A 13,764-nucleotide genomic window follows, 5' to 3' on the forward strand; every position below is an offset into this window, starting at 1 on the left:
ACCCACGCGCTAGAAAAATGGCAATAGGCGAACGTTAGCCAGTTCCTACAACGCCACTAATCACTAATCTCGCCCCGGTATCGTGCCGGGGTTCCATTATCGTTTTAACCAACGAGGTATATCTGCATGCAAAATTTAACCATTGCACAAACATTAACCATGTCCAGCCGCGAGATTGCGGAGTTGACCGAAAAGCAGCATAAACACGTGCTGGAGGACTGCCGCAAAATGTTCGAGGCGCTCAATATTCAATCGGCCGACTTTTCGGCTGATTACAAAGACAGCAAAGGACGCGTCTATCAGGAGTTTTTGCTTGACCAGGACTTAACGATGACACTCGTCATGGGGTACAGCATTGAGCTTCGCCATAAAGTTGCCAAGCGCTGGCGTGAACTGGAAGAACAAGCCAAGAAGCCAGCTATTCCGCAAACATACCCCGATGCACTGCGCCTCGCTGCCAAACTTGCAGAGGAAAAACAACATCTGGCATTGGTCAACAAGAAGCAAGAAAAAGAGATTCATTGCTTACAAAACTTATTTCAAACAGGAATGACGCCGGTCAAGTTCTGCAAGCAACTCAACGGCGTGAATATCAACCGTGTCAGCCTGTTTTTGGCCGAACGTAATTTTCTCTACGACGCGCAAAAAGACACGAACAAGTCCTATATATGGCGCGTGAAAGCTCACGCACGTGATAAATATTTCACTGAATCACCATATACCATCAAATCATATAAAGGCGACATGCAATTATATGAAGTCATTCTGTTACAAGACGGTGCTAAATGGCTTTATCGCCACTATCTGAAAGGCGAGCTTCCGATGAAGAAAGACTGGAACGGCGAATTCACCCACGACAAATATCTTCAGGCTGCATAAGGATAAACACCATGACCAAAATCACCGCCTACAAAGGCTTTAACGCCGATATGACTTGCCGTGATTATCAGTTCGAGATCGGGAAAACCTACCAGCACGAGGGCGCGGTAGAAATCTGTAGTTCAGGTTTCCATGCCTGCGAATATCCGCTCGATGTCTTCTGCTACTACGAGCCAGCAAACCATCGTTTTGCCGAGGTTGAGGTATCCGGCGATATCGCCCATGAAGCGGGAGGCGGCAAACTCACCAGTAGCACAATTACCATTAAGAAGGAACTGTCCCTTCACCAAATGGTTGGCCGCGCCGTCGAGTGCATAGCGAGTAAAATTGATAAGTCCGCAGAACAGACGATCATTGAAGGCCGCGGGTCAGCCGCTATCAACACTGGCGACTGGTCAGTTGCCACCAACACCGGCTACCAGTCCGTCGCCACCAATGCGGGCGACCAGTCAGCCGCAGGCGTTAGCGGCTTCGGATCGGTTGTCGCGTCTCTCGGCGCGCAGGGTAAGGCCAAAGCTGCTGAGGGCGGCGCAATTGTACTGTGCTATCGCAATAGTGAGGGCAACATTATCCACATCCGCGCCAGCAGGGTGGGTGATAACGGCGTGAAACCGGATACCTGGTATGTGCTTAATGCAAACGGCGAGTTTGAATAGGCCGATGATTAACCTCTGGTTCAGTTTTGCACTGGAAGCATTTGCACACCAGGAAGGGAACAAGTTGACGAGGATGTACGTCAGCCGCCCCGCAGTTTCGGAATAACATCTTTAAACATTAAACTCAGGATGCCCGCCAGCAGGAATCATTGCAGCAGCGTCCATGCACGCAGGAGGTAAGTATTGATGAATAATTTCCGTGGTAAGAAAGTTCACATAGAAATAAGTCACAATCAGGAAGGTGGTTTTTCTCTGCTCGTTTCTGATGACGATGTCGGATGCAGAGTGGCCGGGGCTAAAGTTGGAGGTTGTAAAACCCTGGAACGATTTACCGTAGATGCCCAGGAGCTTATCGACGCAATAATGGAGCATGCCCATGTTTAAAACATTCTGGACACTGAAGATTATCAACACGCTGTTCATTATTTCATGCATTGCTTGTCTGGTGCTGGCCCTTGCATCGTTCAGCGGTACAGCCACGCCCTATATGCAAGTCACCGACGGTATATTGGCATTACTGACACTGCTCGGCGTCAGGCTGACGTTTGAATGTATTGCTGTGCAATTTGTACAGGCCGAAACATTACAAAAGATTCTCAGTAAACTGGAGAAGGAGCATGAAACCTAAAATACCCATCGGGGTAAGAGAGCGGGCGAAACGATTTGAACGCCTGTACCGTGAAGGGCTTATCCACGCGAGACGTATCCGACGAACAGGCTATTTATCAATACGGTTTTCCCTTTGCTGGCGTATGTTATCGAAAGATAACGGTCAGAGTTGGAAAACCATGAGTCACGCAACATACAATACACAAATAACAATATAATAACAGGAGCACCCCATGAATTACGCATTCGCGGGTAATGCTGCCCTCATGGGGAGCTATCACCCGGAAGAAACCCTATTGGATAAAATCATAAAATGGCTGAGGAATGGATGCAGGAAACTTATCGATATTCTCCGGCAGGAAGGCAATCCTCTATGAGCTATGCCAATAAATTAATTCAGGCGCTAATCGCCGAATCTCTACGATTACACGACTCGTTGCTATGGGATATCACCATCAAGATATATGAAGCACGGAGGAGAAATGAGCTCATCAAGTAAACTGGCTGACTTCCCGCAAACACTGCGAATCAATCAGGAATGGCGACGCTTCTGCTTAATTCAGGCGCTTGAATATCGTCGATTAGGCATGCGTGAAGCCAAGAAGTAATCACTGCATTATGCACATACCGCAAAGCTAAATATCAGATACTTCATGCCGAACGGTAACGAACCTTTTTGAGGTGAACGATGAGTATAGCAACATTAGTATTGGGCGAATCAGGTAGTGGCAAATCTACCAGTCTGAGAAATCTTGACCCAGAAAAAACAGGGATTATTCAGTGCATCAATAAACCACTGCCATTTAAATCTTCTGGCTGGAAAGTGGGGCTTAACGTCGCAAGGACAAATGACCCAGTCAAGATATTAGATATATTAAGAGCGTACAATAAAGATATCATTGTTATTGATGACTTTCAAAGTGTCCTTGTTGATGAGTTTATGAGACGAGCGACCCAACGGGGTTATGACAAATTTACCGACATAGGGAAAATAGCATGGGACACATTTAATCTTGCCGGGGCGCTGGCAGAGCATCGCCGCGTCTACATTTTAACGCATTTTCATACTGACGATAATGGAGATATACACGTTAAAACCGTAGGAAAAATGGTTGACCAGGTTATTACCCCGGAAGGTTATTTCACCAGGCTTTGTTGAATAAATCGAACTTTTAGGTGACTGGCGGCTCTGATCACTACATTCGTTTCAACATCAGGTCCCCATGGCAAAGCAAAAGTTTAAAATCACCAACTGGCCCGCATACAACAATGCGCTCAGGCAGCGGGGGGACCTGACAGTATGGCTTGATGAGTCAGCCATTGCTGCATGGACTGAGAGTACACAACCTGAACATCGTGGCCGGCCGCTTCACTACACCGATATGGCCATTACCACGGTTCTGATGATAAAGCGCGTGTTTAACCTTTCGCTCCGGGCGTTACAGGGTTTCGTTGACTCGATTTTTAAACTGATGGGGCTGTCGCTGCGCTGCCCAGATTACTCTCTGGTCAGCCGGCGAGCAAAAACCGTCGACATCAGCATAAAAACGCCAACCCGCGGCGAAATCTCACACCTGGTCATCGATGGCACCGGCCTGAAAATCTTCGGCGAAGGCGAATGGAAAGTCAGGCAGCATGGGGCTGAGAGGCGCAGAGTATGGCGCAAGCTTCATCTGGCAGTAGATAGCGCGACACATGAAATTATCTGTGCCGATTTATCGCTAAGCGGTACGACAGATGCGCAGGCGCTGCCCGGGCTGATTAACCAAACCCACCGGAAAATCAGGGAAGCGTCGGCTGACAGTGCTTACGATACGCGTTACTGTCATGATGCTCTGCTGAGGAAAAAAATAAAGCCGCTTATCCCACCGCGAAGTGGTGCGCAATATTGGCCAGCTCGATACCATGAGCGTAACCATGCGGTGGCAAATCAGCATCTGAGCGGCGCTTTGTTGAATAAATCCGAAATTTGTGACGACTACCTCCCTATCAGGGCGATTGCTACATGATGCGGACGCTGTTTGGCATTCCTAACAGCGTGATCCGGTTAAGCGCTTTGACCATTGCCATAGCCTCACCTACCTGCGCGTCATAGTCATGCAGACTCAGATGACCACCCAGAAGTGTTTTAAACCGGAACATGGCCGTTTCAGCCAGTGAACGCCGGTGATAACCTACTTTCTTTTTCCAGGTATCGTTATTGCCGCTCAGATGCTGATTTGCCACCGCATGGTTACGCTCATGGTATCGAGCTGGCCAATATTGCGCACCACTTCGCGGTGGGATAAGCGGCTTTATTTTTTTCCTTAGCAGAGCATCATGACAGTAACGCGTATCGTAAGCACTGTCAGCCGACGCTTCCCTGATTTTCCGGTGGGTTTGGTTAATCAGCCCGGGCAGTGCCTGCGCATCTGTCGTACCGCTTAGCGATAAATCGGCACAGATAATTTCATGTGTCGCGCTATCTACTGCCAGATGAAGCTTGCGCCATACTCTACGCCTCTCAGCCCCATGCTGCCTGACTTTCCATTCGCCTTCGCCGAAGATTTTCAGGCCGGTGCCATCGATGACCAGGTGTGAGATTTCGCCGCGGGTTGGCGTTTTTATGCTGATGTCGACGGTTTTTGCTCGCCGGCTGACCAGAGAGTAATCTGGGCAGCGCAGCGACAGCCCCATCAGTTTAAAAATCGCGTCAACGAAACCCTGTAACGCCCGGAGCGAAAGGTTAAACACGCGCTTTATCATCAGAACCGTGGTAATGGCCATATCGGTGTAGTGAAGCGGCCGGCCACGATGTTCAGGTGGTGTACTCTCTGTCCATGCAGCAATGGCTGACTCATCAAGCCATACTGTCATGTCCCCCCGCTGCCTGAGCGCATTGTTGTATGCGGGCCAGTTGATGATTTTAAACTTTTGCTTTGCCATGGGGACCTGATGTTGAAACGAATGTAGTGATCAGAGCCGCCAGTCACCTAAAAGTTCGATTTATTCAACAAAGCCTCTGAGCGGCAATAACGATACCTGGAAAAAGAAAGTAGGTTATCACCGGCGTTCACTGGCTGAAACGGCCATGTTCCGGTTTAAAATACTTCTGGGTGGTCATCTGAGTCTGCATGACTATGACGCGCAGGTAGGTGAGGCTATGGCAATGGTCAAAGCGCTTAACCGGATCACGTTGTTAGGAATGCCAAACAGCGTCCGCATCATGTAACAATCGCCCTGATAGGGAGGAAGTCGTCACAAATTTCGGATTTATTCAACAAAGCGTCATAAAAGCTGAACTTCACAAACGTGGGATAACTTTTCGAGCCTTGGACGTTAAAGCCGGGGTCAAGCAAGACGTTGTTAAAAGTGTTTTAACAAGACCTTGCCGTAAATATGAACTATTGGTTGCTAACGCTCTTGGTGTCTCTCCAGAAACTATCTGGCCAAGCAGGTACGAAGCTAAAAATAACAGCTACATTCGCAAGGTTTCTTGATTATGTTTATAAGTATCAAGGAATTAATAGGGATTTCCGGATTACCAGGAACAGCCCCAGGACTAAGAAAAGCATTGCGCAGATTATTGCTTGACTCTCCAGATTTAGTCCGTAAACGTCCGGGTACCAAGGCTTTCGAGTATCACATCGATTGTTTGCCGGAACAAACACGCGAGATCATCAAACATCGGCACTATAAATCTTTGATTGCGCAAGCCCCGGCCCAGCCGGTTGATGAGTCAGTCAAGCGTGGCTGCGCCATCAAGTCACGCGATGAGCTGGCGATCATGCGCCAATGTCCTGTCCTGCTCGAGCGCAAAGTGCAGGCCCTCAACGATCACCAAAAGCAGATTGCCGATGCGCGCATGATGCTGGCACAGGAAGTGATCCGGTTACAGCAGGCCGGCATGACCCGCATTGCGGCGGTGACCTTTATCGTCGAGGAGTCAAAGGTCGGTACATTGCCCGAGGCCCTGCAGCGCGCCGCCACGCTGGCCAACGCCAAAAAGGGCCGCACCCGGCAAGGGGTGGGCAAAAGCAGCCTGCAGGAATGGGTGAGTCTCTATCTCAGCGCAGAGCGACCCCAGGAGCGTCTGGCGATACTGGCTCCGGGTCAGCCGAAGAAGCAGCGTCCCGAGGACATGACGTGGTTCTATACGCTCTTCTGGCCGCATTACGCCCGGCCCTGTGGCCCGACGGTGCTGGAAGCCTACCGCGCGTTTCAGGCCGACTGGCAGGGCAAATACCATGATCAGCCTGCCATGCTGACGGCCCTGCCGACCTACGACAAGGTCAATCGCATGGTCAAGCGGGTGGCACCTCACCGACGGGTCAAGGGACGGGTCACCGGTTCGGCGCTTAAGGCGTATCAGGTTTACCAGCAGCGGGATTGGGCACAGATGCCGGTGAACGGCTGCTGGATAGCTGACGGCAAGTCGCTGAACATGAAAGTGGCGCATCCGATACACAGGCGGCCCTTTACCCCGGAGCTGACCCTGGTGCTCGACGGGCGCACCCGCTATCTGGTGGGCTGGAGCCTGTCTCTGGCGGAAAACGCCATCGCGGTGGCCGATGCGTGGCGTTATGCTATCCAGCACCACGGCAAACCGCTGTTTTCCTACTCCGATAACGGCGGTGGTGAGACCAACAAGATGCTGGATGCGGATATCACCGGGATTTTCCCCCGGCTGGGCATTGAGCATATTACCAGTATCCCCGGTAACCCGCAGGCGCGGGGCATTATCGAGCGACTTAACGGCGTTCTCCCACGCCGGCTGGCCCTGCGCTTTCAGACCTATAACGGGTTAAGCGCTGACCCCAACGGGACGCGGGTGCAGGGGCAAAAGCTGCTGAGTCTGTCGAATGCCCTGCGTCAGGGGAAAGAGCTGAACCCTGTCCAGCAGAAAACGCTGGCGATATTGCCCAGCTGGCGGCAATTGATAGACGCCATCGAGGAGGAGGTGCAGCGCTATAACCACAGCCACGAGCACAGCGCGCTGCCCAAGGTCAACGGCAAGTCGATGACGCCGGCTGCTTACCGCAAGGCCCTGCTGACCGAGGAAGGAGACAACATTGAATACCTGACACCGGGCGAGTTGCGCGAGATGTTTATGCCGGAAGAGAAACGCGTGGCCCAGCGCGGCTGGGTTGAACTGCTGAATAACCAGTATTTTGCCCGGGAGCTGATTGAGGTAGACCGCCAGACGGTGCGGGTGGCCTACGATATCCATAATCCGAACGAGGTGATTATTCGCCAGATGGACGGCGCTTATCTCTGCACCGCGCTCTGGAATGGCAATACCGCTTCGCCGGTGCCGGTCTCCAGAGTGGAAAAAGCCCTGGAAGCGCGCGCTAAACGTCGCATTAAACTGGCTGAAAATAAAATTCAGGATGCGAAAGACGAATTACGCACGGTGATTGACGCGCCCAGGGAGAACGATTACAGCCTGCTGGTACCCAAGGCAGCGGAACCTGAAAAAGAGAAGGTGTATTTATTTGAATCCGAATATGAGCACGATATCAAGCAGGTCGGTAATAACCGCTAAGGATATATTGTATGACAACGCGAGAACGTATTTTCCAGCTGATGGAACGGTCAGGCTACACCCAGCGCAAGGTAGCCGATAAAACCGGATTAAGCGGCGCCACCATTTCACAATATTTAAAGGGGGTTTACAACGGCAATATTGATAACGTCGAGGGCACGTTACGGGATTTTCTTGACCGCGAGACAGAGCGCGCCCACCGGCGGGACATCAAGGTACATTTTGTGCCGACCCATCTGGCGAGGGTGGCGCTGGACCTGATTAGTGCCACGCACGACTTCGGCGATATCGGCGTGATATACGGCCCGGCAGGCATGGGAAAAAGCATGGTGCTGAAGGAGTATGTGCGCGCCAACAGCGCCAATAAAGGCGTCATCTTGATTGAAGCCGACCCCGGCTATACCGCCAAGGTGTTATTGCAGGCGCTGTGCGCCCGGCTGGGTCTGCGAAAAACTGGCAATATTCATGAGCTGGTCGAGGAGTGCGTACAGGGGCTGCGCGACAAGCACTGGCTGGTACTGGTTGATGAGGCTGAGCTGCTGCCCTACCGGGCGCTTGAGGTCCTGCGGCGCATTCACGACCGTTCCGGGGTGGCCATTGTATTGGCGGGGATGCCGCGTTTGCTGCTTAACCTGAAAGACTCTCGCGGGGAATACGCCCAGCTCTATAGCCGGGTGGGTATGGCGTTAGACCTGGAATCTCGTAAGAAAGAAAGTGAAGCCGAGGATTTCAGCGCCATTCTGGGCAGCCTGTTATCGAACGGTGAGGACTCGAGGGAGCCGCTTGCGCCGGAGATTGCCGCCGCCTTTCGCAAACATTCACGGGGCAATTATCGCGTTGCGTCTCCAACGCCTGGACCATTGCCGACAACTTCAGCTCTCGCAGAGCCATTAACCGTGTATCCATATTTATTCTCCTTAGTGATAACTGACCGGACCTCGGAGGTTTTCGTGAACCAGCATTGATACGCCGGCTCCGTCCTGGGTGACCTCACTTTCACGACCGTGTTTCAATACGTTGGCTATGAAAGAGCGGTTAATGCACCCTTTCTCCAACGCCAGCGCGCAGGCCTTCTCCAGTCGCGTCGTCTCATAGCGCCGTTGCAGATTGAGTAGCCCCAGCACGGAGCGGTAAGCCTGCTCCGGATGGGCTTTGCTCTTTTGGATGGACTCGACCACTTTCAGTGTGCACACACCCACCGACAGCGCCCAACTGCACAGCCTTTCCGGCGTCCACTGACTCTGCCCCTTATAGTTAGCCGGCATGTGCGCCGCCTGAGTCGTGTGCCTATAGGCGTTATCGCTGCGAGGGTGCGTAGCCACGCAGACACCTTTATGGTGGATTTGCACCAGCCGTTGGGTGGCGATGACGTCAACGCGCTCGCCAACCAGCGGATGCGGCACCGAGTACCAGTTTTTGCCGTAGTCTATGTGGTAATCAGGTCCCACTCGGGCAACGAGATACTCACTGTATTCCCATTGTGTGGGCGGTAGAGGCCCAAGAGCCGGTTTGTCCAGCTGCTCGAAGCGTTCAAGGCGACTTTGTCCGCCGTAATGACGCATCGGGCGCAGATTCAACTCATGATTGAGTTCTCGTATCACCTGGTTGAGTTCGGCCAGCGAGTAGAACCTACGTTTACGCAACCGGGCCAAAACCCAGCGTTCTACCTGCTGCACAGTTGATTCTGCCTTCGCCTTGTCTTTCGGTTTTCTCGGGCGCGCCGGTAGCACCACTGTCTCATAGTGATTTGCCAGCGCCTGATAGCTCTAGTTTATGACCGGCTCATAGCGGTCAGGGGTGCTGACAGCGCTGCGCAGATTATCAGGTATCATCAGCTCCGGAACCCCACCCATGAAGTGCAGGCAGCGGCTATTGGCGTTGAGCCACGATGCCATGTCCTGGCCTTCGCAGGCTTCGATATACGCATAGCCTGACACGCCCATGGCAGCGACGAAGATAGCGACCTGGCGTACGCTACCGGTCGCAGGGTTGACGATAGGTACGGTGGGGCCACAGAAGTCGATGAAGAGCTTTTCGCCAGTCTTGTGCTCCATACGCATGGAACGCCGCTGCTTCTTTTTCCAGTCACGGAACAGTGCACAAAACTGTGAGTAACCGAGGGCATCACCGCCCACGGCGGACTGATATTCCATCCAGAGCAGCTGCTTGGTCATGCCCTTGCGGCTTAACTCGGTATCGATATCAAGCCAGCTGGGTAAGGTATTGATAACTTTTCCGGATTTGCCGGGATAGAGCAGGCGGTCGAGGTCGACGGGGGACAGTTCCGCCGGCAATGGCCAGACCAGGTTAGCTACCGTGAATCGGCCGAGGATATCGTGCACGGTAGTACAGCCTATGCCGAGCGCTGCTGCGATAGTGCGATTCGAGCGACGCTGCTCGAATTTCATACGTAAGACATTAATATAGATGCACATTTCCGTTCTCGCTTTCTTCTTTTTACGTGCCATGCCATGCCCCCGGAAGCTAAAAGTCTCCAGAGTATGGCGGAACAGAAGATGAGCGATCGGACAGAATCGGAATCGCTGATCGGGCGACCGGAATCAGTGATCGGATGAAATCAGAATTAGTGATCGGATGTGACCGGAACCAGCAGCTAATCCAAAACCTAGTGTAGTAGGAGTCGGACTATGCAAAAGTCTACCTTCCGCGTGCGCATATTTGAAGCGTCCCGCCCGTTAATTACCCTGTTTGCGCAATTTAAACACCCGTCAGCGTCAATCTCTCCTGAACCTGGGAGGTGCGCAATGAATCGTTCCCTTTATGCGCATATTGCTGACTCTGCTGCGCGGTGTGAGCGTCATGGCCATTTTGATGAAGCGGAAAGCCTGTGGCGTCAGGCCAGCGAACAGGCGGTGCAACAGGAAAATCGTGACTGGACAGCCCTTCGTGCCAGAGTGTGTGAATCCCGCCGTCGTTTTCTGGCTGCTTGCCCTGCCCGTGTGAAAAACGGGGGTGTCGCATGACGGATTTCCTTGACGTTGTTAATCGTATGGGTCTTGTCGTCATTCCCTTTTCGGGTGGTCATCTTCTTGTCGAAGGCGATGTCGACCTCTCCGGCAGCGATATTGCTACATTGCCGGATAACCTGACCATCATCGGGTCATTGATAGCACTCGAGTGCGCCAGATTATCGGCACTGCCGGCCGGGCTCAATATCATGAACAGCCTCGACCTGCGTAATACGCCGATAACCTCGTTGCCGGCCGATATTGGCGTCGGGCTGGACATCATGCTGGAGAATACCCGTCTGCTATCCCTGCCAGCCAATCTGGCAGTGGGCGGTGCCCTCGACCTTGAAGGTACGCCCATTGCTGCACTCCCTGCCACGCTGAGTGTTGGTGGTTACCTCAATCTTCGTAATACCGCCGTGACCGAACTGCCGGAGGACTGGTGCATCGACGGGCCGCTGCTGCTCGATGTGGAAAAAATATCGAGTCCGCTGGCGTGGCGGCGGGTCCCTCTTGCCTCACTGACGCCGGATGCCCCCATCCTGCAGGATTATTTTTTGTCCGCAGCGCAAGACGAGACAGTGTCTGGCACGCTGGCAGTGGACGCGCTGGGTGTTGAGGTTTTTGCCGTCTGGGTGTGCGGGGAAATCCGGGTGTTCGCCGGGCGGCATGTGGCGTCCGCTGCCGGGTTTGACCATCTTGGTGTCTCTACCCTATTCCAGCAGGCGGCCCATGAATACGTGGCAGAGCTGTCAGCGCGTTTGAATGCCGGACGGGAGGGTAACCTATGACGCTCTCGCTCACCGCGCTCTGGCGACGCAGCCAGACCCCCTGCGTCTTCACCGATGCCGCAGGCACCCTGTTTGCCAATGCCCCCATGCAACGACTGCTGAGGTGCGACGAACGGGCATGCGGCAATGATTCTCCCCTGGTGTCGCTGTTCTTGGCGCAGGAGGCCCAGGCACGGCAGCAACGTCAACCGCTTGGGGTGTTTAACAGCCAGCCCTATGGCGCCCACGGCATCACGCAGCCCTGGCTGTTCTGCTTTCTTCCCGACGTGGATGATGACGGCGTGTGTCACGACAGCTTTTGCCACGCGCGGCCGTTCCCGTTCCTGTCGCTACCGGACTATCTCGAAGGCGGGTGTCCCCGACCGGTGGAGGACTGCCCCGTCGACGACAGGTTTACCGACAGGGAGCGGGGCATCATATTTTTGTCGTTGCAGCGCCTGAGCAGCAAGCGCATTGGGCTGCGGCTCCAGATATCGCATCGCACGGTAGAAAACTGGTTGCAGGACATCTACCTCAAGCTCGGTATCCACAATGTCTGGCAGCTGGATGACTATTGTCGCCAGCATGGGCTTATGCACGCCATTCCCCCACAATGGCGACCCCGCGTCAGTCATGTCATTAACCCGTAGTGCCCGGTACGTGGTCGCCGCTGGCGGCCGCGTATTCGCGGTGAGGCAGACCTGCTGGTATGATACCCATAAGCACCATCAAGCAAGAGAACAAAACCGATGACCGAACCCAAGCGGCCCCTGCTCAGTATCAGGCGCAAGCCGAAAATCTATGTGAACCCGAAGCATGCCGATAAACCCGCGCCGGCGCCAAAACCGGCGAAGCCGCCCAAGGCCAAGGCACCGAAGCCGGTCAAGGAGCCAAAGCCGAAACAGCCGCCGCCCAGGCCCCTGAGCCGGGAAGAGCGTATCGCACGGAACCGGGCGAAAAAATTACGTCGGGGTCAGGAGGCCATCGCCAGTCTGGTGGCACATTGGCCGCAACTCTTCAGCCTCGAACAACCGAAGCCGCTAAAAATTGGCATAGCGGCAGATATTTATAAGGATATCAAGGCGCGTGAACTGGATTTAATCCGCGCCAAAGCCAGCGCGGCGCTGATGTTCTATACGCAAACGCCAGCCTATCAGCAAGCGGTCCATGCCGGTGGCAGTCGGTTTGACCTTGGCGGGCAGCCTTGTGGTGAGATTACCGAGGAGCAGCAGACCCATGCCCTGAAGCAGCTGGAAAAATGGCAAGCAGAAACAGAGTCCGCGGAACCATCGGGCGCAGAGCCAACGCCATGAGCAAGAAATTTACCCCGACGCCCCATGATACGGTGTTCAGGCAGTTTCTTCACGACAAGGCCACAGCGCAGGATTTTTTTGATATCTGGCTGCCTGATGATATCAAGGCGCTGTGTGACTGGGAGACCCTGAAGCCTGAGTCCGGCTCCTTTATCGATTCGGACATGAAGCCTTACCAGAGTGATATCCTCTACTCGGTGAACGCCAACGGGGCTGATGGCTATGTCTACTGTTTGATAGAGCACCAGTCGACCCCCGACAAGCTGATGGCCTGGCGGTTGATGCGCTATTGCATGGCGGCGATGCAGCGGCATCTGGAAGCCGGGCATGATAAACTGCCTCTGGTTTTTCCGGTACTGTTCTACTGCGGCGAAAAAAGCCCGTATCCGTACAGCACTAACTGGCTGGATTGTTTTGAACGGCCTGATATCGCGGCGAAGATTTACAGCCAGCCGTTCCGATTGGCGGATGTGACCACGCTCGGTGATGATGCCATCATGCAGCACCGACGCATGGCGCTACTTGAACTCATCCAGAAGCACATTCGCCGCCGGGATATGACGGAGTTGCTGGACAGTATTGTTAAACTGCTGTCGTACAATTATTATACGGATACGCAGGTCATCACGATGATGAACTATCTTATCCAGGAGGGTAATGCGGCTTCGCCACGCACGTTCATTACCGAGATAGCCAAACGGGCAGAGAAACACGAGGAGGCGCTTATGACCATTGCCGAAGCTCTGAAGCAGGAAGGGAAACAGGAAGGCTATCAGATTGGCCGTGAGGAAGGCATGCAGCAAGGCGAGCATACTGCTGCGATGAAAATTGCACGACAGCTTGTCAGTAACGGTGTTGACCGTGTCATTGTTAAAATATCTACCGGCCTTTCTGATCATGAATTGGATAATTTAATACAGTAAGCCAGGTAATTCAGGCTGATTACGTCAGCCTGAAGGTGGTTCATTTAATGAAAAATCTATTTCCAAAGGTACAGGTGATCCAGTAAAAGGCGCTAGCAAAAAACAGTGAATTAAGTGATGG

General features: G+C 53.2%; 15 protein-coding genes and 4 pseudogenes. 17 read left to right on the plus strand and 2 right to left on the minus strand.

Annotated elements, in window-relative coordinates; all coding sequences use genetic code 11:
• The first annotated feature begins 126 nt into the window (after nucleotides 1-126).
• From SOPEG_RS11675 to SOPEG_RS11700, 8 genes and pseudogenes are all read left to right on the plus strand, one after another.
• Nucleotides 127-879 carry a Rha family transcriptional regulator gene (locus SOPEG_RS11675; RefSeq protein ID WP_025245476.1) on the plus strand — a complete coding sequence of 251 codons (753 nt, stop codon included), beginning with the start codon at nucleotides 127-129 and terminating at the stop codon, nucleotides 877-879.
• 11 nt (nucleotides 880-890) lie between these two features.
• Nucleotides 891-1,535, plus strand: coding sequence for a DUF7666 domain-containing protein (locus SOPEG_RS11680; RefSeq protein WP_038468666.1), 645 nt, complete (start codon nucleotides 891-893; stop codon nucleotides 1,533-1,535).
• 186 nt (nucleotides 1,536-1,721) lie between these two features.
• Entirely contained in the window at nucleotides 1,722-1,919 is a 198-nt protein-coding gene (locus tag SOPEG_RS24700; RefSeq protein WP_025244899.1) for a hypothetical protein, read from the plus strand.
• Nucleotides 1,912-2,163, plus strand: coding sequence for a hypothetical protein (locus tag SOPEG_RS11690; protein WP_025245478.1), 252 nt, complete (start codon nucleotides 1,912-1,914; stop codon nucleotides 2,161-2,163). The genes SOPEG_RS24700 and SOPEG_RS11690 overlap by 8 nt, the downstream gene beginning before the upstream one ends.
• Entirely contained in the window at nucleotides 2,153-2,362 is a 210-nt protein-coding gene (locus SOPEG_RS31190) for a ParE family toxin-like protein (RefSeq protein ID WP_071882182.1), read from the plus strand. Before SOPEG_RS11690 ends, SOPEG_RS31190 begins: the two co-directional genes overlap by 11 nt.
• A gap of 15 nt (nucleotides 2,363-2,377) precedes the next feature.
• Nucleotides 2,378-2,521 carry a protease FtsH-inhibitory lysogeny factor CIII gene (locus SOPEG_RS27480; RefSeq protein WP_148297019.1) on the plus strand — a complete coding sequence of 48 codons (144 nt, stop codon included), beginning with the start codon at nucleotides 2,378-2,380 and terminating at the stop codon, nucleotides 2,519-2,521.
• Between the two features lie 311 nt (nucleotides 2,522-2,832).
• Nucleotides 2,833-3,303: an ATP-binding protein gene (locus SOPEG_RS11695; RefSeq protein WP_025245479.1), complete on the plus strand. Its 471-nt coding sequence runs from the start codon at nucleotides 2,833-2,835 to the stop codon at nucleotides 3,301-3,303.
• Between the two features lie 64 nt (nucleotides 3,304-3,367).
• Nucleotides 3,368-4,090: pseudogene (locus SOPEG_RS11700) on the plus strand (IS5-like element ISSoEn1 family transposase); the annotation flags it as partial.
• Nucleotides 4,091-4,145: 55 nt separating this feature from the next.
• On the opposite strand, the gene SOPEG_RS11705 reads toward SOPEG_RS11700, so the two are convergent.
• Nucleotides 4,146-5,069 (minus strand): IS5-like element ISSoEn1 family transposase, encoded by a 924-nt coding sequence (locus SOPEG_RS11705; RefSeq protein WP_025243939.1) that lies wholly within the window; start codon nucleotides 5,067-5,069, stop codon nucleotides 4,146-4,148.
• A gap of 73 nt (nucleotides 5,070-5,142) precedes the next feature.
• On the opposite strand from SOPEG_RS11705, the pseudogene SOPEG_RS27490 reads away from it, so the two are divergent.
• The 4 genes and pseudogenes from SOPEG_RS27490 to SOPEG_RS29535 form a co-directional block, all read left to right on the plus strand.
• Nucleotides 5,143-5,355 (plus strand): annotated as a pseudogene (locus SOPEG_RS27490) (IS5/IS1182 family transposase); the annotation flags it as partial.
• Nucleotides 5,356-5,413: 58 nt separating this feature from the next.
• Nucleotides 5,414-5,623 (plus strand): helix-turn-helix domain-containing protein, encoded by a 210-nt coding sequence (locus tag SOPEG_RS24710; RefSeq protein WP_335334095.1) that lies wholly within the window; start codon nucleotides 5,414-5,416, stop codon nucleotides 5,621-5,623.
• 287 nt (nucleotides 5,624-5,910) lie between these two features.
• The gene (locus SOPEG_RS11715) at nucleotides 5,911-7,668 is read left to right on the plus strand and encodes a Mu transposase C-terminal domain-containing protein (RefSeq protein WP_335333601.1); all 1,758 of its coding nucleotides are present in this window, start codon (nucleotides 5,911-5,913) and stop codon (nucleotides 7,666-7,668) included.
• Nucleotides 7,669-7,709: 41 nt separating this feature from the next.
• A pseudogene (locus tag SOPEG_RS29535) lies at nucleotides 7,710-8,279 on the plus strand (AAA family ATPase); the annotation flags it as partial.
• Nucleotides 8,280-8,585: 306 nt separating this feature from the next.
• On the opposite strand, the pseudogene istA reads toward SOPEG_RS29535, so the two are convergent.
• Nucleotides 8,586-10,136: pseudogene (gene istA, locus SOPEG_RS11725) on the minus strand (IS21 family transposase).
• Nucleotides 10,137-10,316: 180 nt separating this feature from the next.
• Between istA and SOPEG_RS27495 the strand changes: the two are divergent.
• The 5 genes from SOPEG_RS27495 to SOPEG_RS11750 all read left to right on the plus strand — a co-directional run bounded on the left by SOPEG_RS27495 (nucleotide 10,317) and on the right by SOPEG_RS11750 (nucleotide 13,643).
• Entirely contained in the window at nucleotides 10,317-10,652 is a 336-nt protein-coding gene (locus SOPEG_RS27495; protein WP_148297063.1) for an ANR family transcriptional regulator, read from the plus strand.
• Nucleotides 10,649-11,428: a leucine-rich repeat domain-containing protein gene (locus tag SOPEG_RS29540; RefSeq protein ID WP_025245484.1), complete on the plus strand. Its 780-nt coding sequence runs from the start codon at nucleotides 10,649-10,651 to the stop codon at nucleotides 11,426-11,428. The genes SOPEG_RS27495 and SOPEG_RS29540 overlap by 4 nt, the downstream gene beginning before the upstream one ends.
• Nucleotides 11,425-12,057, plus strand: a complete 633-nt coding sequence (locus SOPEG_RS11740; RefSeq protein ID WP_025245485.1) for a helix-turn-helix transcriptional regulator — start codon at nucleotides 11,425-11,427, stop codon at nucleotides 12,055-12,057. Before SOPEG_RS29540 ends, SOPEG_RS11740 begins: the two co-directional genes overlap by 4 nt.
• A 99-nt stretch (nucleotides 12,058-12,156) precedes the next feature.
• A complete protein-coding gene (locus SOPEG_RS24715) occupies nucleotides 12,157-12,720 on the plus strand; it encodes a ProQ/FINO family protein (RefSeq protein ID WP_025245486.1) in 564 nt (187 codons plus the stop codon).
• Nucleotides 12,717-13,643, plus strand: coding sequence for an Rpn family recombination-promoting nuclease/putative transposase (locus SOPEG_RS11750; RefSeq protein ID WP_025245487.1), 927 nt, complete (start codon nucleotides 12,717-12,719; stop codon nucleotides 13,641-13,643). Before SOPEG_RS24715 ends, SOPEG_RS11750 begins: the two co-directional genes overlap by 4 nt.
• Nucleotides 13,644-13,764: the final 121 nt, after the last annotated feature.

The sequence above is a fragment of the Candidatus Sodalis pierantonius str. SOPE genome (assembly GCF_000517405.1).
Taxonomy (GTDB): Bacteria; Pseudomonadota; Gammaproteobacteria; order Enterobacterales; family Enterobacteriaceae; genus Sodalis_C; species Sodalis_C pierantonii.